The following is a 20,191-nucleotide window of genomic DNA, read 5'->3' on the forward strand; positions in this document are numbered from 1 at the left end:
CATGACCATCGTCGTTCCCGGACCGAACGCCTACGCGAATGCGGCGACAGAGAAGAAGGCGGTGACGCGCAATCTCGCCGAGATTTTCTGGACCCAGTATCCGGGCCACTATAACCAGGCGCTGTCGAAGGCGATCGTGACGCCGGACACCACCGGCAGCCGCTTCTTCGACCATCGCATCTCGTCCTACGAGCCCGGCGCGCATGTCGAGAGCCATTCTCACAAGGTGCAGGAGCAGATCTATCACGTGCTGTCGGGCGAGGGCATCTTGATCCTCGACGGCGAGCGCCGGCTGGTCCGTGCCAACGACGTCACCTACATTCCGCCGGGCGTGGTGCACGAATTCCACTGCACCGGCAACGACCCGCTGCTGTTCCTCGTGATCACCAGCCCGCCGACCGACGAGGAGCCGGCGCCGCGGTGAGGGGCCGGGCATGACCACGAGCAAGACCATTCTGGTCACCGGCGCCTGTGGCTGGCTCGGCTCGGCGATCGTGCATGCGCTGCTCGCGCGCGGCGACCGCGTCGTGGCGGTCGACCTGATGGTCTCGCCGGCCATGGCTGCACTCGCCTCGCAACAACAGCTGCTCGTCACCGCGGCGATCGATCTCGGCGAATGGCATGAGGTGTTGCGGGCGTTCCAGACATTTCGTCCCGACGCCGTCATCCACGCCGCCGCGGTGGTCGGCGTGGTTCAGGCCGCGGATATCCCGCTGAAGGCGCTGCGGGTCAATGTCGAGGGCGCGATCAACCTGTTCGAGGCGATGCGGCTCTCCGGCGTCCGGCGCGTCGTGCAGATCTCAACCGAGGAGACCTATGGCGACTTCCAATCCGCCGTGATCGACGAGGATCACCCGCAGAAGCCGGCCAGCGTCTACGGCGTGACCAAGCTCGCAGCCGAGCACTATGGTCGCGTCTATTCGCGCGATCACGGGCTCGAATGCATCAATGTGCGGACCTGCTGGGTGTACGGACCGCATCTGCCGCGCCTGCGCATGCCCCGCACCTTCGTCGAAGCCGCATTGCGCGGCGAGCCATTCCATCAGGAGGACGGCGGCAATCTCGCGGTTGATCAGGTCTATATCGACGATACCGTGGCTGGCGTGCTGCTCGCGCTCGACAAGCCGCATCACAGCTTCGACGCCTATAATGTCGCGACCGGTGTGGCACCGACGCTGCGCGACACGGCCGACGCCGTCAATCGCGCCATTCCCGGTGCGAGAATCACGGTCGGCGACACCGGTCCCTATCATCATGGCGGCCGCGTGCTGAGCGCCGTCAAGGGCGCGCTCGACATCGGCCGCGCCAAAGCGGAGCTCGGCTACCAGCCGCGCTACGATCTGCAAAAAGGCATCGAGGCGACGATCGAAGCGACGCGGGCCGCGATGGCGAAGACACCATCTCCATCAAGGGATCGAAAATGACCACCTCTTCTCCGATCGTTCTCATCTTCGGCGGCTCCCGCGGCATCGGCGCCGCTTGCGCGCAGGCGTTTGCCGTCGCCGGCTGGCAGGTGGCCTCGACCTACGCCACCAGCCCGTCGGACGGAGGGCCTGGCAGGCAATACAAGGTCGACATCCGCGATGCCGCGTCGGTCGCGCAGGTCTTCGCGCAAGTTGCCGCCGACTTCGGTGCTGCGCCGCAGGCCGTCATTGCCAACGCCGGCATCAACGTGCCGGCAGGTCCGCTGGCGAGCTTCAAGCCGGAGGACTTCCGGCTGCTGATGGAGGTCAACGTCGTAGGCGCCTTCAACGTGCTGGCGGAAGCGGCGCGGCGCGTGCGCGACGCCGGCGCCATCGTCGCCATCACGACGTCGCTGGTCCGCCACGCGGTGCCGGGCACCGGGCCCTATGCGGCGACCAAGGCGGCGGTCGAAAGCCTGGTGCGGTCGATGGCGAAGGAGCTCTCGGCGCGCGGTGTTCGCGTCAATGCGGTGGCGCCCGGTCCCGTCGACACCGAACTTTTCAATGCCGGCAAGACCGAGGAGGCCAAGCAGCGCATGGCGGCGTTGAGCCCGTTCAATCGCATCGGCAAGCCGGGCGAGATTGCGGAGGTGGTGCGCTTCCTGGCCTCCGGCGAGGCCTCCTGGATCCAGGGACAGATCGTGCAGCCCAATGGCGGCATGGTGTGAGCATGACGGCGGCGGTGCACGCCGGCGAGACGTTCGATGTCGTGGTCGTCGGAGCCGGCGCGGGCGGCATGACGGCGGCGACGATCGCGGCTGCTGACGGCTGCTCGGTGCTGCTGCTGGAGCAGGCCGAAGTCGTCGGCGGCACCACCGCCATCTCCGGCGGCATGGTCTGGATTCCTGCCAATCACAAGGCGGCCGCGGAGGGGCGGGCGGATACGCTGGAGGCGGCGCGCACGTATTTGGCCCGGACGGTGCCGGGGCAGGACCGCACGCGGCTCGAGACGTTCCTTGCATTCGGCGACGAAGCCTTGCGCGATCTCGAGGTCCGCACTGCGCTGCGGCTGCAGCCGGTGCCGACCTATCCGGATTATTATCCCGACCTGCCCGGTGCCACCGCGGGAGGCAGGGTGCTGGAGCCGCTGCCATTCGATGCGCGCGGCCTCGGCGACGCCTTTGCGCTGCTGCGCGATCCGCTGCCGGAGTTCATGCTGTTCGGCGGCATGATGATCAGCCGCCAGGATATCCCGCATCTGCGCCGTGCCGGCCGATCGTTGCGCTCGGCCCTGCATGCGGCCAGGTTGATCGCGCGCTATGGCCTGCAGCGGCTCACGGCGCGGCGCGGCACGACGCTTTATCTGGGCAACGCGCTGGCGGCGCGACTGCTGCGCTCGGCACTCGATCGTGGCGTCGTGATACGGACCGGCACCTCCGTCCAGCAGCTTGAGGCCGGCGCGCAGGGCAGGGTCTCGAGGCTCGAAATTGTCGATCGTTCCGGCCGCTCCTGGATCACCGCAAAGCGCGGCGTGGTGCTCGCGACCGGCGGGCTGTCGCATGATGCCGAGCTGCGCCGCTGCTATGTGCCTGAGGCCGCCGGCCTGCTGTCGGCCACCGTCGACCCCGGCGCCGCACCACGCGGTGCGCGTCTGGCCATGGCCCTGGGCGCGTGCCTGTCGGCGCCGACGAAAGAGGGCGCGTTCTGGGTGCCGGCTTCGACATTCACACGGGCCGACGGCAGAAGCGGCATCTTCCCGCACACGGTCACCGATCGCGCCAAGCCCGGCCTGATCGCGGTCGATGGCACCGGCCGCCGCTTCGTCAACGAGGCGGTGTCCTACCACGAGTTCGTGCGCGCGCAGCTCAGGCACGCGACGGCTGTTCCTGCCTGGCTGATCTGCGATCGCCGCTTCCTGTGGAGATACGGCCTCGGCAAGATCAAGCCGTTCACGCGCAGTGTCGCGCGTGATGTCGCCGCGGGCTATCTCAAGCGTGCCGACAGCCTGGACGCGCTCGCGGAGACGATCGGCGTCCCGGCGCAGGCGCTGACTGCAACCGTCGCGGAGTTCAATGCCGATGCGGTGCGCGGCGAGGATCCCGCCTTCGGCCGCGGCGGCGACATCTATCAGCGCGCGCTCGGCGACGTCGATCAACATCCCAATCCCTGCGTCGCGCCGATCCTGGAGCCGCCTTTCCATGCGGTCGCGGTTTATCCGGCCGATCTCGGCATGTCTGCGGGCCTCGTCACCGATGCGCGCGGGCGGGTGTTGCGCGCGGATGGCTCACCCATTCCTGGCCTGTTCGCCTGCGGCAACGACATGGCCTCGATCATGGAAGGGGCCTATCCCGGGCCCGGCATCACGTTGGGTCCGGCGCTGGTCTTCGGCTGGCTCGCGGGCAGGAACGTCGCCGGCGCGAACGTTTGAGGGCTCTCATGCTCGTGAGCTCGCTCCAGGCATGGCTCGATGTGACCTCTCGGAGCCTGGAGGCATGAGAACGACTTGGTCACACTTCGCGGCTTGTGAAAGTCGGCCACGGGTTGTTGCCTGAAGTGGGGACGCGGCAGTGGTCAGGAGGACTGTTGTCGTTGTCCAGGGTGGGGTGGCCTTCCCCACCCGCCGCCCGGCCAACGCTCGCAAATGGCTCGCTAGTGGAGTCGCGCCGCTTCGGATCCCCGCCGGCTCGCTACTAGATCGCGTGCAACACGGGATCAACTTGGGAAGTTTGCAATTGACGAACGGCTCGGGCCGCCACGAGTAGCGGACGGTGCTCGTGTTTGGGCAACTCGAGATGATATGGTTGCGCGGCCCCGTAACGAGGCGCCTTGAGCATCACGCGCCTCTGCGGCCTTTTCCTGATATCGCCTGGCCGACGCGCTGCTTTCGTAGTCGAATTGTCGTTTCCGCTCAGCTCTTATTGATGAGCTGCTGGCACCAAGGTCAGAAGTTGCTCATTGCCGTGTAGGCAATAGCAGCCGATGGTTGCCGAACGGGCGCTCGGCATGAGCCGCCCATCCGCCGTGTGGAAATTCCGGTTACGACAATCCGGAGTTGCCGGCTTTGTTCCGGGCCTGCGGCCGCGGCCCTGGAGGAGCGTCCGCGTGCATCGGGACCTGTTGTGCGCGGTGAAGTCAGGCCGTGGATGGTTGCCGGTGGGATGGCGGCGTCGTACGCTCGCGCGCCACGTGACAGGTGGCATGATCGGGGACCGGGTCGTTTCAGGATGAGGCGCTGATGGCGCGGAGGGCAGCTCGCGTGATGGATGAGGACGACCCGAGCGGAGAGATCTCCCGGATCGAGGCGCGGATCGACGAGCTTGCCGAGATGGCGGAGCGGTGCCGAAAGATCATCCTGGCCTCGAAAATCGCGATAGCGGGCGGCGCCGCATTGCTGCTCGGCGCGGTGCTGGGCCTGCTCGGATCCGATGCGGTCGCGCTCCTCGGCGCCATTGCGGCGCTGCTCGGCGGCATCGTGTCGCTCGGATCGAATGTCAGCACGTTGCGACAGACAATGGCGGCGATGGCCGCCGCTGAAAGGCTGCGCTCGGACCTGATCGGCAGCATCGATCTTCGCCTGGTCGGCGAGAGGCGAGGGAGCGTGTAGTTCGCGATGGGATGATGGCGTGACGCGCTCCAGGTGTTGGCAGCAGTTGCCCTTGGCCGATGGCCCGGCGACCTGGTCCGTTCGATGAAAATGACAGGGAGACCACATGCTCAAGGGGATCGATCCACTGCTCAATGCCGACGTGCTCCATGCGCTCCGCGCGATGGGGCATGGCGACCGTCTCGTGATCTGCGACACCAATTTTCCGGCGGATGCGATCGCGCGGCAGACAGTGTTCGGCGGGCTGCTGCGCATCGATAATGTCAGCGCGGCGCGCGCGGTCCAGGCCGTGCTGTCGGTGCTGCCGCTCGACAGCTTCATCGACGATGCCGCCGTGCGGATGGAGGTCGTGGGCAGTCCTGCGGAGGTGACGCCGGTGCAGCAGGAGGTGCAGGCGGTGATCGACCGCGCCGAGGGCAGGTCGTGGCCGCTGGTCGGCGTCGAGCGCTTCGCATTCTATGAGATGGCCAGATCAGCCTATTGCGTGATCGCCACCGGCGAGCGCCGGTTCTACGGCTGCTTCATCTTCAGCAAGGGCGTCATCCCGCCGGATGGCGCATCGGGATCATGATGCCGGCTGGCGCGCCGCATTTGGGCAGCGGTGCGCATGCCGGCAAGGGTATCGCGATCGGTCATCCGCCTCGCGTTCGACGCGTAGCGCCCGCCGCGGCTCAATGGGCTTCGGGGAAGCGACCCGGCGAGAGATCGGTCCCGCATGTCGCTGCGCTCATGGCAGGTTACGGGACTGATCGCGACGGCAGAGAAGCGAGTCCAGCGCCGGGCGAGCGCCGCGAGACCTCGCCCGATGCCGCGTCGAGGTTTCAATTGGACGCGGTCTCAGCGGCAATTCCAGGTCGTGCCCTGCGCGCAGACCGCGTTCGGGCTGTCGCCGCCATAGACCTGATAGGGGTATTCGCCCTTGCGGTAATAGCCATAGGCGTGGGGGTTCACGCCGTAGTAGGACGGAGCCGCGTAATAGGCCGGGCCGTCATAGACCGGGCCATCGTAATAATCGTAGGCGTCGCGGCTTGCGGCGATCGCAAGACCGGTGCCGATGGCACCCGCCGCGAGCGCCGCGCCGATCGCAGCGCCGCCGCCGCCGCCGTGCCAGCGCCCATTTCGCGCGTCGGCACTGGTCGGGGTGAAGGCGCCGATCGCGAGTGCAGTCAATGAAGCAATTGCGGCCGTGCGGCCGAGCAGAGCTAGTTTGGTCGACATGTCAGGCCTCCAGTGAAGTGCGCCGTGATTGGCTGATGTCTCCGGTGTCCGGCTCTGCCGAGAACTGTGACGAACGTCAGAGCCGTACAATGCCGGCAAACGGATGATCGATTGCGGTTCTGGACCTGACCTCGCCGAGGAGCTGGCGACGGTCCAACGCGAATGGCAGGTCCATCGCACTAGAACCGCCGTCCCGCTTTGGAGTTCCGGCCCCGCCCGAACTTCCATGCGATCGGACAGGGGCCGCTGGGCACGCAGAGGAGGAATGGCTCGTGCTTTGCCGACCCGGCAGCCCGGTGCCGGAGCCAACTCATCACTGTGACGGTGCATTCCAATCACTGAAGACGTTTGAAGGGCGTCGATGAGACTGGGCCGCTGTGACCCGACGAGCTCGCGCCGTCCCGAGCTGCACGACGGGCAATCTCTGCCTGGGTGCAATCCGCCGCGGGAGCGCGACGTCATGGCCTCGCTGTTCGACCTGTTCGGAACATGCGCGTTTGCTGGCAATCCCGTCGTCACGACGTTGCGCGGGAGCAAGGAGGTTGCAGCCATCCAAGTGCGTGTCCGGATGGCGTCGTCTCACCCCATCGTCGCCAGCCTGACCGCCAGCGCACACGCCCGATCGTATTCGTCCAGGTTGATCCATTCGTCGATCGTGTGCGGCTCGTTCTGGCCGGTGCCAAAGGTCACGGTGGGGATGCCGTGGCGGACCATCCAGTTGGCGTCGAGGCCGCCATTGCCGGCGCGCAGGGTCGGCGCTGCGCCGATGCCGGAAACGGCAGCCATGGCGCGCTTGACGACGGGAAGGGTCTCTTTCATCCGGAACGGATGATAGTCGGTTTCGGCCTTGAACTTGACGCGGCCGGACTTGCCCTCGCTGTTGGTGACCTGCTTGGCCGCCTTCTCGAAGGCCGCCTTGTAGGCCTTGGTGATCTCGCGGATGAATTTGGCATCGTGGCTGCGGCATTCGCCGCGGACGTGGACGTAGTCGGTGACGACGTTGGTGGCGTCGCCCGCGGGGCGGCCTTCGCCGCCGGTGACCGGACCGACATTGCTGGTGCCAAGCCTCGCGTCCTTGCCCTTGCCCTTCACCACCTTGCCGAACCAGCCGCCGGCTTTCACCTCGGCGAGCGCGAGCGCCAGGATCATGGTGGCGCTGATGCCGCGCTCAGGCGCGACGCCGGCATGCGAGGCGCGGCCGAAGATCTCGACCTCCCAGCGGTCGGCGCCGACAGCGCCGATCGTGACGGCGGAGGCCGAGCTGCCGTCGAAGTTGAACGCCATCTCGGGCGCGCCGAGGTCGTCGGTGTTGACGTGCCGCGCGCCATAGAGCCCGCTCTCCTCGCGCACGCAGAACAGTAGCGTGATCGGCGGATGGTCGAGCTTCTGCCGGATCAGCTCGGCCGCGAGCGTGACGAGAATGCCGCAGCCGCAGCGATTGTCGCCGCCGAGCGCGGTCCTGGCCTGGTTGACGATCTTGCGACCGGAGATCTTCGGCTGCGCGCCGGCGCACAGTGGCACCGTGTCCATGTGGGTCATGAACATGATCCGCGGCTGATTGTGCTGGCTGCCGCGGCCGGGCAGCTCGACGATCAGATTGCCGGTCTCGGTCGGCAGCGGAATGCGCGTATTGGCATCGTCGAGCCGCATCGCCTTGGCCGGCACGCCGGCCTGCTTCAGCGCCGCCATGATCTCGCGCCCGATCGCCTTTTCCTGTCCGGTCACGCCCTGGACGGCGAGAAAACGCATCAGACGATCGGTGGCGGCGGTGGTGTCGACGGACATGAAGCGATTCCCGTGATGAACGATGTGCCCGGAGCATCCAGCCGGGCGGCCGGTTGCGCAAGGGGGCTCGCATTGGTTTCGCCGCCTGACTCTTTTCCGATGCCTCGATCGTTTTCATGTCATCTGGACATTGGAGCATCATCATGAGCCTGAAAGACAAGACGATCGTCGTGACCGGCGGAAGCCGCGGCCTTGGCCTGGGAGTCGTGGAGGCCCTCGTCGATCGCGGCGCCAAGGTGACCGTCGTCGCGCGCGGAACCGGGGCGCTGAACGCGATTGCTGCGCGCCTGGGTGTGGCCACCATCGCGGCCGACGTCACCGACGAGGCCGCTGCGCATCGCATCGTCGGCGATATCAGCCCCGACATCCTGATCTTGAACGCCGGCACAACGCCGCACATGGACCGGCTGGATCGGCTGACCTGGAGGGATTTCTCGGTTGCCTGGGAAACGGACGTCAAGGCGGGCTTGTACTGGATCCAGGCGGCGCTCAAGCTCCCCCTGAAACCAGGAAGCCGCGTCCTGGTCGGATCGAGCGGCGCGGCGGTGGGCGGTTCGCAGATGTCAGGCGGCTACGGCGGCGCCAAGCGCATGCTCTGGTTCATGGCGAAATACGCCAATGGCGTGTCGCAGGACGACGGGCTCGGCATCCGCTTCCAGGCGATCGTGCCGCGCATGATGATCCTGGGCACGGGAGTGGGGGATACGGCCGCGGGCGCTTATGCCGGGTCCATGGGCATTGCGCCGGAAGCGTTCGTCGCCCGCTTCGGCGCGCCGATGCCGCCACGGGCGTTCGGCGATCGCGTGGTCGCAGTGCTGGAGGACCCGCGGTTCGTCGACGGCGTCGTGTTCGGTCTCAACGGAGATTCCGGTGTGACGGTGATGGAAGGAGCGGCAGCTTGAGTGACGGCGGACATGCTTCGCGCGGCGCGCGCAGCGGCCAGCTCGTGGCCGTCGCAGAGCAGCTGCGGCCCGAGCTGCATCGTTATTGCGCGCGCCTGATGGGCTCCGTGATCGACGGCGAGGACGTCGTGCAGGACACCCTGACAAAGGCGCTCGTCGCGGTGGACGAGATGCGCGACGTCGTGATGCTGCGCGCCTGGCTGTTCCGGGTCGCGCATAACCGGGCGCTGGACCTGCTGCGCAGCCGTGCGATCCGGGCCGCCGAACCGATGGAGGCGGCTGACGGTGTCGCCGACGACACCGTGCCGGATGCCGTGGAGGCGATGATGCGCGACGAGGCGATCCGGACCGCGGTGTCGCGCTTCACGGAGCTTCCGATCCCTCAGCGGAGCGTCCTCGTTCTGAAGGATGTGCTCGATGAGTCGCTCGCCGACATCGCGGCGCTGCTCGACCTGACGGTGGACTCGGTGAAGGCACATCTCGCCCGCGCCCGGGCGCGGCTCTCCGAGATCAACGCTGTGGCCGAGGCGCGGCCGGCGGCGAGACCCGCCTCCGATGCGGCGATACGCTATGTGAGCCTGTTCAACCGGCGTGATTGGGACGGCCTGCGCGCGCTGCTGGCGCACGACGTCAAACTGCACCAGTCCACTCATCCCGTCCGTGTCGGCCCGGCCGATGTCGGGATGTTCTTCAGCATCTACGCCGGGATGGACGGCGTCTGGCTGGCGCCGGCCTGGCTCGAGGGCCGGGAAGTGATGGCCGTGTTCGAACGCCAGGGCGATCCGCGGCCCAGCTACGTCATGTGGCTGAGCTGGCGCGACGGCAAGATCAGCTTCATCCGCGACTACCGCTACGTCCGCTATGTCATCGCCGATGCAGAGCTGGCACTCGTCCCGCCGTCCTGAGCACCCGGACCGGCAAGGGCTTGATCCACATCAACGAGGGACGGTCGCGCCAGGAGCATCTTTTGGCGCGAGAGGTCTGAGATGCAGCTCTTCAACTCGACGAGGGACTACGGCGCGATTCCGCAGACGCTGCATTGGCTGACGGTCGTTCTCGTGGCCGTCGCCTGGGCGCTTGGGGTCTTCGGTGACGTGCTGCCCAAGGGCGCACCGCGCGAGTCCGGCCTGCTCGTCCATGTCACGGCTGGGATCGCGATCCTCATGCTTCTGGCGGTGCGCCTGGCTTGGCGGCTGGCCGATCCTTCTCCGCCGCCCGAAGCGACTGAGTTCGCCACATGGATGGGAAAGTGGCAGGATCCGGCCGCGCGTTTCGCGCACTACGTTCTCTATGCGCTGCTCTTTGCCGTGCCCGTCGTTGGCATCGTGTTGCAGTTTGCGCGCGGTGATTCCTTGCCGCTGTTTGGCATCGCCGAGATCGCGTCGCCCTGGCCCAAGGACCGCGCGTTTGCTCACAACGTCAAGGAAGTGCATGAAATTCTCGCCCACGCCCTCGTCATCGTGGCTGCAATGCATGCGGCCGCCGCGCTGATCCATCACTGGATCTTCCGGGACCGGACGCTGCTTCGCATGCTGCCTCACTCGGACGACTAGGGAAGCGACACGCCTGTCGGAAACCATGGATTGCGCCGGTCGCTTCCGCCGCCGTAACCGAACGGTCGCGATCCGATCGATCACTCCGCTCATGGTTCGGATTGCCAATCCCCAAGGAAACACGGCCGGGAGACTCCCCCAATGCTAGAGTATCGCGTCAACGCCCGACGGATCGATGCGCATGAAAGCGTCGCTGACTGCAAGGATGCGACCGTGGTGCTCGACACCGATGTCCAGGGACGGCGGGATGCGTTCAACCCGGCCGAGCTTCTTCTCGCCGCGGTTGCCGCCTGCATGATCAAGGGAATCGAACGCGTGACGCCGATGCTCAAGTTCCATGTTCGTGGCGTCGAGGTGCGACTGATCGGCGTCCGTCAGGACAGCCCGCCGATGATGGCGTCGATCGATTACGAGCTGATCGTCGACACCGACGAAGACGACCGCCGGCTCGAGCTGCTTCATCAGAATGTCAGGAAGTATGGAACGATTTCCAACACCGTGGCGGCCGCGACGAAGTTGCAAGGCGTGATCAGGAGAAAGACATGAGCCGCCTTCACATCCACCCCGAAAGCCATCTGGTGGCGCGGATCGGATGGCTCAGAGCGGCCGTTCTGGGAGCCAATGACGGCATCATTTCGACTGCGAGCCTGATCGTCGGTGTTGCTGCGGCAGCAGCGACACGAAACGACGTCCTGATCGCAGGCGTGGCGGGATTGGTCGCCGGAGCGATGTCGATGGCCGCCGGTGAATATGTCTCCGTCAGTTCGCAGTCGGATACGGAGCAGGCCGACCTGGCCCGGGAACGCAAGGAGCTGAGCGACAACCCCGCATTCGAACGCGACGAGCTTGCCGAAATCTACGTCAAGCGAGGTCTGGATCAATCCCTTGCGCGGCAGGTGGCCGAGCAGCTGATGGCGAAAGACGCACTGACGGCTCATGCCCGCGACGAATTGGGAATCTCGGAGATCACCGCAGCGCGGCCGATCCAGGCTGCCCTGACCTCGGCCATGATGTTTTCGGTGGGGGGCGCCATGCCCTTGCTGATGGTCGTGGTGTCGCCCGCCAATTTGCTGGTCCCGATCGTCTCCGCCGCTTCTCTCGCCTTTCTCGCGGTGCTGGGAGCGATCGGCGCAAAGGCAGGCGGGGCCAACATTCCGCGCGCCACCTTTCGCGTGACGTTCTGGGGGGCCTTCGCCCTGGGTCTCACCGCAGGCATCGGAAGGCTGTTTGGGGCCGTTGTTTGAAGCGCTGGCAAAGCTTGCGCGACGGTCAACGGCGTTACCCCCGTCTCGTGTCGAGGCTGCGGCGGTGTCGCGGTGTCGTCGACACGGGCATTATTTCGAGAAATTGAAGACCCAATTCGGTCCAGGCGCCATTATCAACCGGCCCGCGAGCCGCCACATCTCGCGTCACGGGCATTCGATGGGTGCGACTCTTACGTCAAGAGGATGCCGCCGAGGCGGCAACGCGCCCGATGCCGTAGTCGTGAGGAGCGAGTGGTGGACGGACAGCAAGCGCCGGGTGGATCCCGGCCGGTCATTCTGCATCGGGAGTGTCCCCCGGCGGAGCCGCGCGCCAGGGCGTCCGCAGCACGTGCGCTGTGGTTGCTCGTCGCGCTCAGCCTGATGTTCGGAATGCTGGTCGCGGTGCCGTGGATGGTCGAGTATGTGACCGTGGGCCAATATCTGGTTCACACCGATGACGCCTATGTCAGTATGAACGAGATCCCGGTCAGGTCGGCGGTGTCCGGCCTGGTCAGGGACCTGCTCGTGACCGACAACCAGGAGATCGCTGCGGGACAGGTTCTCGCGCGGATCGAGCACCGGGACGAGCGCGCCGCGACGGTCGCGCTGAACGACGTCATCGCTCCCGTCGCCGGCGTCGTGGCTGCAAGCGGTCTCCATGTCGGCGACGTCGTGACGACAGATCGGTCGTTGATGGCGGTGGTCACGCCCGGCGAGCCCCACGTCATCGCAGCCCTCGCGGTTTCCGAGATCACCTATGTCGCGATCGGACAGGCGGTCACGATCGACGTGCCGGGCCTTCCCGTCCGGCTCTATGGACATGTCGCGGATGCTGAGTGGATCGGCGCGGCGTCCGGCTCGCCAACCGGCGAAGCGCGGATCGCGCTGAAGATCAGCCTGCTGAAGGCGGCCATGCCCGCCGGATTGCGATCGGGCATGGCTGTCGGCGCGACGATCCTGACCGGCCTGACCGGGACCGAGCGGATGGTCTCGCAGATCCTGTGGGAGAGGGCGCAGAGGACCTGCCACTGCGAGCAGGATCTCCAGCCCGCGTCGGTGCAGCGGCGCATCTGACCACGGCCATTCCTGCGCGACGGGCAATCCGTGCATGCCTCTCATGCCTGAACTGCCCGTCGTGCCAGTTTGTCGCGGACTCATCATTTGCACCGTCGGGCAAATCACCCTCACATTCTCGCGCATCCCGGCTCGCTGAGGAGGGACGTTTCGCGATCGTCACGAGCGTCGAGCCGGAGATGCGACGGGCGCGTTGCTCCGCAGCCGGGGGTCACAGCCCGCGCCGACGAACGGAGCGATGCGACGGCGAAGTGGTGTGGTCCTGGCATCGCGGTGCTGATGCCAAGCCGGCGGTGATGATGATCCGCCGGCGACGGGGGCAAGACAGCCGATCCCCGGGGAGAGCGCCTATAAGTCGTCAAACCGTCGCGCAGGGAAGGCCGGATATTGGGCTGAACCTGTGGTTCTGCCGCGTGCTTTTTGCTGCACGCGGACCGCGGGTATCAGCCGATACCCGGTCTTCCCTGCGCCTCTTCTTCGGAGGAAGAGGTTCACTCAAGACGACAACTCGGGCGGATACCGCTGCGAGATGGCTCAGCCTTGCCTGCTGTTTGAAACGTACAACACGCGGTCGTGCGATGTCCCGCACCAAGTGGGCAGTCGCAAGGTGATCTGCGGCCCTATCTCGACGTGATCGAGAGCGTCTTCTTCACCGGCGGCCTGTCGATGACGATCAAGTCGCACCACAAGGTCGGCGGCCTGCCGGCGCGCATGAACATGAAGCTGGCCGAACCCTTATGCTCAGCGGTCGGCGAGAGGTTGGTGATGCTAATGGCCTACCGTTTACCAGGTCGAGTGCCAAGACGCCTCAACTTGGCATCCCCGCCGACAAGCGCTGCGCAGACGGCCAAGTCGGCATTGTCGACGATGAGTGACCCATTCTGTGACTCCGAGCCTCTGCCGCGCTTCTTGAACGCCCGGAGCTCTAGTGCCTTGGGCTGGCGAACAAAGTCGCCTCCAGTCCGATGTGGTTCGAAAGGTAGTCCTGCGGGCCGGGGGTGACGACCCAGCGGATGCGTGACTTGAAAGCACGCCGGCGCACACGTGAGACGTCGAGATTGAAGCCGTGAAATGCAGTCGCACGTTCCATGAACAGGTAGTCGATCCTCGATCCGGTGGGATTCGCGTCGTCTGGCTGCATGTCGTCGCAGTAGTAATCGACATCATCCGACATCGTCGGCGTGGCAACGGCCGGATCGTAGGCTTGCCGATATGCCTCGCTGGCGCGATAGACCTTACAGTTGGTATTGAAGTCGTTGTAGATCGGCTCGTCGCCCTCGCCGTGACGGTCGGTCAAACCGTCGCTTTTCATCGTATCGTACGGGACGCTCCACAGGTCATAGAAGCCGGCCTGCTCCATCGCCGCGACCAGGTTGTGGTATTCGTCGGTATCAGCACCGATGTTGAAATCTCCGGCGACAATGGCCACGTTGGATGGAAGGTGCGTCGCCTTGATGAAGGCAATCAACTCATCAATCTGCGTGCGCCTGACGTCGATCTTCTCCGCGTCAGTTGGGCCGGGCGGCAGAAGGCCGCCATCCCCGGCATAAACATGCGTCGAATAGAGCTCGATCGCACCGAAGCCGACCGGGATACGCGTGAGTTGCACCCCTTTGTTCGCCCATTTGTCAGAATCGAACATGTAGCCCATCTCGCATCCGCCGGGCATCACTCGCGACACGCCGTCCGCGGCATAGACATGCCCGCCGCCATTCTCGATCGTCCGCGTCGGGCTGAGGACGAGGATCCCGCTCTGCAGTTGCTTGTAGGCGAGGGAGCCGGTCGGTCCGTCGACATGCTGCGCCGTGCCATGTGCCAGGATCGTATCCCGCGTATCCTGGTCCCAAGCCTCGACCAGCGATACGAGGTCGTAGGCGAACACCCTCCGGCCGATTTCGTCGGCGCGCTCGGGGATGACCGGCTTCTCCATGACACTCACTTCGAACACGCCAAGCACCGGCGCGACCAACTGCATCAGCACCTCGAATACGACCTCCTCGGGGATCGAGAAGAGGCTTATCAGCCAGTCGAGGTCGGAACTGAGATTTTCGATGATGTATCCGCCGAGCGAGAGGCTGTTGCCCACCAGCTTGCAGGCATCGTTCAATGGGTTGACCGATACGCCGCAGACTTCCACGATCGGCGGGAAGATGCGGTCGCAGACATCTCCGATATCGGCCCCAACCATCTCCAGCGCCTTGCCGATGAACTCACCCGCCGAAACCCCAAGACAAGCCGCGAAGTGGCCCACCCCTCCGGCAGCGGCGACGATCTCCTTCAATCCGATCTTCGCGCGCAGGCACCAGATGTTGTAGTGGAGGAATGAAATTCGTGTCGTGGAGGGGCCCGACAGGCGCCAAGCCGCCTCGGCGAACGAAGCCGTCGGCAGGGTCGTTCCCGGTGCCGCTCCGGGGTAGCGCAGCCTGGACAACAGGCTGTGCATCGACTGCGGCGGGTAAAGTGCGTCGGCCTGCTGCGCGAGCTGATTGAACGACGTGGTGGGCATGCGCGCGTCCTCCTGACTGGTGAATCAGCTTGCCTGGAAGCGGTAGGCGAGCATCGGCCACGACAGCCAGCGTTCCGGCGCCCGTCTGACTTCCTGTTCGATCTTCTGGTTCACCCAGGCAGCGAGATCCTCCGGCTGCTTGCCGGCGGTGGGCAGTGTCGCCACCACTTCCACGCGGCTGTCCCTGGGCGCTATCAGCGCCAGCGTGTAGCCGTTGCGGATCGCAAGCCTCAGAATGGCGGCCGGAGTCTTGGCGGGGCGCCCGAAGAATGGGCTGCGGATGAACTCGGTGCCCGGATGAATATTGTCCATCATCGCGAACACGTTGCGGCCTTCGCGCATGTACGCGGCGAGCGCCGCCGCACCGCCTGCGGCCCGGAAGTTCAGTGTGGTGCCTGCGTCCTTCAACTCGGAGAGCCAGGGAGCATCATTCGATACCAGAACGACCACATGCTTTTTTTCCGCAGCGCCGAGCAGGCTTGCAAGCTCCGGGAAGTACCATCCGACAATGAGCAGCTTCTCCGATGCCGGCAGGTTCATATCGATCTGCCGCGTCTTCCATGCACTTAGATTGCTCATGGCCTCGAGCCAGGCCTGATGATGAGCCGAGCTGAAATCGGCGCGGGCTCGAACGTGGGGCGTGGGGAGCAGCTTGCCTGCCCAGGCGAAGGCATGGTCCGCGCAGGCCGGAACCGACCTCTCGACTGCGTCGACCTTCAATCCGTGAATGCCGCTCAGGACGGTGTGCAGATCATTGGGCATTTCAAGACCCCGCCAGTTCCCATGTTCTGAGCGCGGCCTGACGCGCGCCAGAACATCCGACTTCGTAGCTAACGGTCGCAGGCGCCAGCCGATGGAGCGTTGACGTGAATCAACCCGCGGCGGCCGAGTTGACGATATTTTAAGTTACATCTTCAGCGGGAGGCGGCGAACATGACGAGCGACATCAAACTCACCGACACGTCGGTCATCCTGGAAGGATCAACGACTGTGCTGCAGAGCGGCAATGTCAGGGTTCCCGTCGACGCGCAGGGCTATCCCGGCATGCTCAGAATCGAGTTTGACGGCGCGGAGGCCCACGCGGGACGTCTCTTGCTAGCCCCGGCTTGGTTGGGGCGAGCGATAATGGCATGCAACGTCGAGACCGTGCAGCTCCAGAGCCCGAAAGTGCCTCCGGCGGCGCGCGCGGCGCTCTCTCACTCCCAGGCTGACGAACTTGTTCTCAACGATGGCAAGCATTACGCCGGGGGCGTTTCGATTCACGGTGCGGCGAAACTCGAAGACGTGACCGTTAAAGGCGCCGCGCGGTTCGAGAAAACCGTTACCGCTCCAGACGGAATTGTCGCGGGTGGCGTTACGATCGCAGTCCCCGCACCGCCCGCATTGCAACCGGGTCTATCAGTTGCGAGCTCCCGCACCAGCATGGAGATCAGCTCGTCGACCATTCGTGTGACAACGAGCCATGTCGGGATGATGGGGCATCAACCCGCGCCGGACGTCCTTGACCTGGTCGCGGAGATCCGCAGCCTTCGCGACCGGGTGGCCGCGCTGGAGAAGAAAGCCGGGGTTCCCGTGCCGGCCTAGTTTCGAGAGGCTCCTCGGCTTGGTCGCGCCGTAACAAAGCCAGATGCCATGCGTTGGTGTGATCCAAGGCCTGTAATATCTCAGATGATCGCGAGCTTCATCAAGGTCGATGCCTCACGGCCGCAAACCATCTCTTGGATTGTCCAACCAATGGCCGTACGTTGGTGGGCGGGGACGGAATTAGCCCAAAGCAACACCGTGGAGAACAGTTGGTCTGATGGATGAGGACGACCCGAGCGATCAATCTCCCTCATCGAGGCGCGGATCGAACAGCTGGCCGACGCGGCCGAGCGGTGTCGAAAGATCATCATGGCCTCGAAGATCGTGATATCCGGCTGCGCCGCGTTGCTGCTCGGGGCGGTGCTGGGCCTGCTGGGGTCCAATGCGGTCGTCGTCCTCGGGACGATTGCCGCGGTGCTCGGCGGCATCGTTTCGCTCGGATCGAACGTCAGCACCTTGCGACAGACCATGGCGGCGACGGCCGCCGCTGAAACGTTGCGCTCGGACCTGATTGGCAGCATCGATCTTCCGGCCCCGCCCGAACTTCCATGCGGTCGGACCAGTGCCGCCGGGCACGCGGAGAAGTAGAATGGCTCGTGCTTTGCCGACCCGGCAGCTCGGTGCCGGAGCCAAGCTCATCACTGTGACGGTGCATTCCAATCACTGAAGACGTTTGAAGGCGTCGATGGGACCGGCTGCTGTGACCCGACGAACTCGCGCCATCCCGAGCTGCACGACGGGCAATCTCTGCATGGCGCGTATGCGCCAACTGCCCGTCGTGCCAGTTTGTCGCAAACTCATCACTTGCACCGTCGGGCAAATCACATCCACATTTCCTGTTATCCCGGCTCGCTGAAGAGGGACGTTTCGCGATCGTCACGAGCGTCGAGCCGGGGAGGCGACGGGCGCGTTGCTCCGCAGCCGGGTGTCAAAGCCCGCGCCGACGAACGGAGCGATGCGACGGCGAAGTGGTGTGGTCCTGGCATCGCGGTGCTGATGCCAAACCGGCGGTGATGATGATCCGCCGGCGACGGGGGCAAGACAGCCGATCCCCGGGGAGAGCGCCTATAAGTCGTCAAACCGTCGCGCAGGGAAGGCCGGATATTGGGCTGAACCTGTGGTTCTGCCGCGTGCTTTTTGCTGCACGCGGACCGCGGGTATCAGCTGATACCCGGTCTTCCCTGCGCCTCTTCTTCGAGGAGAAGGGGACTTCAGTTGCATAACCCGGGCGTCATCAGCGGCGGGATCGCGAGGCCATGTGTGAGCCATGTGTGCCGTCTGATCGTCGAGCGAAGGAGCCGCGGTGCTGCTGGACGATGGCCGGCTCAGGCGCCCGCATCATGCGCATTGATCACCGCCACGAAGGCCTCGCCGTAGCGCGCGAGCTTGACCGTGCCGGCACCGGGGATGCTCGCAAGCTCCGCGACGGAGCGCGGATGGCGGGCCGCCATTTCGGCCAGCGTCTTGTCGTGGAAGATGACATAGGGCGGGACGTTCTGCGCCTTGGCGAGCTCCATCCGGCGTACGCGCAGCTTCTCGAATAGGTCGCGGTCGAGGTCGGGAAATGCCGCCGTGGTCTGCCGCTCCCGGGATTTGCGGTCGCGCCGCGACTTCTTCAGCACGCGCAGGCTGAGCTGCGGCTTGTCGCGCAGGAACTGGCGACCCTCGGGCGAGATCGACAGGCCGCCATGGCCGGCGACGTCGACGCTGATCAGACCATGCGCGACGAGCTGGCGGACGATCGAGCGCCAGGCGTTGCGGTCGTGCTCCTTGCCGATGCCGAAGGTCGAGAGCTTGTCGTGGCCGAGCCGTTCGATGCGCTCGTCGGTCTCGCCGAGCAACACCGCGATGACGTGGGCCTGGCCGAAGCGCTCGCCGGTGCGGTGGATGCAGGACAGCAGCTTCTGCGCGGCGATGGTGCCGTCGAAGGTCTCCGGCGGGTCAAGACAGATGTCGCAATTGCCGCACGGCGCGCAATCGTCGCCGAAATAGCGCAGCAGCACCTGGCGGCGGCACTGGCAGGTCTCGGCGAAGCCGAGCAGCGCATCGAGCTTGCGGCGCTCGGTGCGCTTGCGCGCATCGGGCGCGTCGGACTCGTCGATGAAGCGGCGGCGCAGCGCGATGTCCTCCGCCCCGTACAGCATCAGAGTCTCGGAGGGCAGGCCGTCGCGCCCGGCGCGGCCGGTCTCCTGGTAGTAGGCCTCGATGCTGGAGGGCAGATCGGCATGAACAACGAACCGCACGTCGGGCTTGTCGATGCCCATGCCGAAGGCGATCGTGGCGACCATGATCAGGCCCTGCTCGAGCTGGAAGCGGCGCTGGTTCTTCTCGCGCGCCTTCATCTCCATGCCGGCATGATAGGGCAGCGCCGGGAAGCCATGATCGCTGAGCGAGGCGGCGACTTCCTCGGTCTTGCGTTTGGACAGGCAATAGACGATGCCGCTCTCGCCCTCGCGCGATTTCAGGAAGGCCAGCATCTGCTGCATCGTGCTGGTTTTCTCCGCTGCGCCATAGCGGATGTTCGGCCGGTCGAAGCCGGCGATGAAGCTGTTGCCGTCGCCGATCGAAAGATGCTCGACGATCTCCGCGCGCGTCGGCGCATCGGCCGTGGCGGTGAGTGCGATGCGCGGGATGGTCGGGAACAGCCCGGCGAGGCAGTCGAGGGCGCGGTATTCGGGACGGAAATCATGGCCCCATTGCGAGACGCAATGCGCCTCGTCGATCGCGATCAGCGACAACCGTGCGGTCTTGAGCCGCTCGAGGTTCTCCGCCTTGAGCAGCGTCTCGGGTGCCATGTAGAGGAGATCGAGCTCGCCGCGTTCGATGTCCTGCCACAGCAGGTCCTTCTCGGCGCCCCAGAGCCGCGAGTTCAGCGCCGCGGCCTTCACGCCGGCCTGCCGGAGCGCGGTGACCTGGTCCTCCATCAGCGCGATCAGCGGCGAGATGATCAGCCCGAGGCCGGGACGCGCCAGCGCCGGGATCTGGTAGCACAGCGACTTGCCGCCGCCGGTCGGCATCAGCACGAAGGCATTGTGGCCGGCGATCACGTGCTCGACGATGTCACGCTGCCGGCCGCGGAAACTGTCGTAGCCGAACACGGTCTTGAGGATCGAGAGCGGATCGGCGGCCATGGGAACGCACTTCTTCGGCAGACAGAGGGACTGGATAAGTCCCGTTGCAGCCCGCTGCCGTCAAGCAAAAGCTGGCCGCCGACGCGCATGTCAGCGGGGCCGAAAAGCATGGACCGGGGGACAGCGGCCGGGGCGCGTTGGACAAGCCGGCGAGTTATGGCAGAATCGACTTGCATCGCAGTATGTT

The 20,191-nt window shown here is 65.5% G+C and carries 18 protein-coding genes and 1 pseudogene; 14 read left to right on the forward strand and 5 right to left on the reverse strand.

What is annotated here, in order from left to right; all coding sequences use genetic code 11:
- Position 1 precedes the first annotated feature (1 nt).
- From QW863_RS00095 to QW863_RS00120, 6 genes are all read left to right on the forward strand, one after another.
- On the forward strand, positions 2 to 424 hold the full coding sequence (locus QW863_RS00095) for a cupin domain-containing protein (protein ID WP_315718509.1): 423 nt from the start codon (positions 2 to 4) through the stop codon (positions 422 to 424).
- Positions 425 to 434: 10 nt separating this feature from the next.
- Positions 435 to 1,424, forward strand: a complete 990-nt coding sequence (locus QW863_RS00100; protein WP_315718508.1) for an NAD(P)-dependent oxidoreductase — start codon at positions 435 to 437, stop codon at positions 1,422 to 1,424.
- The gene (locus QW863_RS00105) at positions 1,421 to 2,131 is read left to right on the forward strand and encodes an SDR family oxidoreductase (RefSeq protein WP_315718507.1); all 711 of its coding nucleotides are present in this window, start codon (positions 1,421 to 1,423) and stop codon (positions 2,129 to 2,131) included. The genes QW863_RS00100 and QW863_RS00105 overlap by 4 nt, the downstream gene beginning before the upstream one ends.
- Positions 2,132 to 2,133: 2 nt before the next feature.
- Complete coding sequence (locus tag QW863_RS00110) at positions 2,134 to 3,831, forward strand: FAD-dependent oxidoreductase (RefSeq protein WP_315718527.1); 1,698 nt, start codon at positions 2,134 to 2,136, stop codon at positions 3,829 to 3,831.
- A gap of 831 nt (positions 3,832 to 4,662) precedes the next feature.
- Positions 4,663 to 5,007 carry a hypothetical protein gene (locus tag QW863_RS00115; RefSeq protein WP_315718526.1) on the forward strand — a complete coding sequence of 115 codons (345 nt, stop codon included), beginning with the start codon at positions 4,663 to 4,665 and terminating at the stop codon, positions 5,005 to 5,007.
- Between the two features lie 106 nt (positions 5,008 to 5,113).
- Complete coding sequence (locus QW863_RS00120; RefSeq protein ID WP_315718506.1) at positions 5,114 to 5,578, forward strand: RbsD/FucU family protein; 465 nt, start codon at positions 5,114 to 5,116, stop codon at positions 5,576 to 5,578.
- 266 nt (positions 5,579 to 5,844) lie between these two features.
- Here QW863_RS00120 and QW863_RS00125 read toward each other — a convergent pair whose 3' ends face one another.
- Entirely contained in the window at positions 5,845 to 6,225 is a 381-nt protein-coding gene (locus tag QW863_RS00125; protein WP_315718505.1) for a hypothetical protein, read from the reverse strand.
- Positions 6,226 to 6,804: 579 nt separating this feature from the next.
- Complete coding sequence (locus QW863_RS00130; RefSeq protein ID WP_315718504.1) at positions 6,805 to 8,010, reverse strand: M20/M25/M40 family metallo-hydrolase; 1,206 nt, start codon at positions 8,008 to 8,010, stop codon at positions 6,805 to 6,807.
- Positions 8,011 to 8,153: 143 nt separating this feature from the next.
- Here QW863_RS00130 and QW863_RS00135 point away from each other — a divergent pair, with 143 nt between their 5' ends.
- From QW863_RS00135 to QW863_RS00160, 6 genes are all read left to right on the forward strand, one after another.
- The gene (locus tag QW863_RS00135) at positions 8,154 to 8,912 is read left to right on the forward strand and encodes an SDR family oxidoreductase (protein WP_315718503.1); all 759 of its coding nucleotides are present in this window, start codon (positions 8,154 to 8,156) and stop codon (positions 8,910 to 8,912) included.
- Positions 8,909 to 9,817 carry a sigma-70 family RNA polymerase sigma factor gene (locus QW863_RS00140; protein WP_315718502.1) on the forward strand — a complete coding sequence of 303 codons (909 nt, stop codon included), beginning with the start codon at positions 8,909 to 8,911 and terminating at the stop codon, positions 9,815 to 9,817. Before QW863_RS00135 ends, QW863_RS00140 begins: the two co-directional genes overlap by 4 nt.
- An 81-nt stretch (positions 9,818 to 9,898) precedes the next feature.
- The gene (locus QW863_RS00145; RefSeq protein WP_315718501.1) at positions 9,899 to 10,465 is read left to right on the forward strand and encodes a cytochrome b; all 567 of its coding nucleotides are present in this window, start codon (positions 9,899 to 9,901) and stop codon (positions 10,463 to 10,465) included.
- Positions 10,466 to 10,606: 141 nt separating this feature from the next.
- Positions 10,607 to 11,011, forward strand: a complete 405-nt coding sequence (locus QW863_RS00150; RefSeq protein ID WP_315718500.1) for an OsmC family protein — start codon at positions 10,607 to 10,609, stop codon at positions 11,009 to 11,011.
- The gene (locus tag QW863_RS00155; protein WP_315718499.1) at positions 11,008 to 11,709 is read left to right on the forward strand and encodes a VIT family protein; all 702 of its coding nucleotides are present in this window, start codon (positions 11,008 to 11,010) and stop codon (positions 11,707 to 11,709) included. The genes QW863_RS00150 and QW863_RS00155 overlap by 4 nt, the downstream gene beginning before the upstream one ends.
- A 255-nt stretch (positions 11,710 to 11,964) precedes the next feature.
- On the forward strand, positions 11,965 to 12,783 hold the full coding sequence (locus QW863_RS00160) for an HlyD family efflux transporter periplasmic adaptor subunit (protein WP_315718498.1): 819 nt from the start codon (positions 11,965 to 11,967) through the stop codon (positions 12,781 to 12,783).
- 925 nt (positions 12,784 to 13,708) lie between these two features.
- On the opposite strand, the gene QW863_RS00165 is transcribed toward QW863_RS00160, so the two are convergent.
- Both QW863_RS00165 and QW863_RS00170 read right to left on the reverse strand, forming a co-directional pair.
- On the reverse strand, positions 13,709 to 15,289 hold the full coding sequence (locus QW863_RS00165; RefSeq protein ID WP_315712577.1) for an endonuclease/exonuclease/phosphatase family protein: 1,581 nt from the start codon (positions 15,287 to 15,289) through the stop codon (positions 13,709 to 13,711).
- Between the two features lie 24 nt (positions 15,290 to 15,313).
- On the reverse strand, positions 15,314 to 16,051 hold the full coding sequence (locus tag QW863_RS00170) for a hypothetical protein (protein WP_315712576.1): 738 nt from the start codon (positions 16,049 to 16,051) through the stop codon (positions 15,314 to 15,316).
- A 171-nt stretch (positions 16,052 to 16,222) separates the two neighbouring features.
- Between QW863_RS00170 and QW863_RS00175 the strand changes: the two genes are divergently transcribed.
- Both QW863_RS00175 and QW863_RS00180 read left to right on the forward strand, forming a co-directional pair.
- Complete coding sequence (locus tag QW863_RS00175; RefSeq protein ID WP_315712575.1) at positions 16,223 to 16,873, forward strand: hypothetical protein; 651 nt, start codon at positions 16,223 to 16,225, stop codon at positions 16,871 to 16,873.
- A 217-nt stretch (positions 16,874 to 17,090) separates the two neighbouring features.
- Positions 17,091 to 17,461: pseudogene (locus QW863_RS00180) on the forward strand (hypothetical protein).
- Between the two features lie 737 nt (positions 17,462 to 18,198).
- On the opposite strand, the gene recQ reads toward QW863_RS00180, so the two are convergent.
- A complete protein-coding gene (gene recQ / locus QW863_RS00185) occupies positions 18,199 to 20,004 on the reverse strand; it encodes a DNA helicase RecQ (protein WP_315712574.1) in 1,806 nt (601 codons plus the stop codon).
- Positions 20,005 to 20,191 lie beyond the last annotated feature (187 nt).

It is taken from the genome of Bradyrhizobium sp. SZCCHNR1017 (assembly GCF_032381375.1).
Classification (GTDB): domain Bacteria; phylum Pseudomonadota; class Alphaproteobacteria; order Rhizobiales; family Xanthobacteraceae; genus Bradyrhizobium.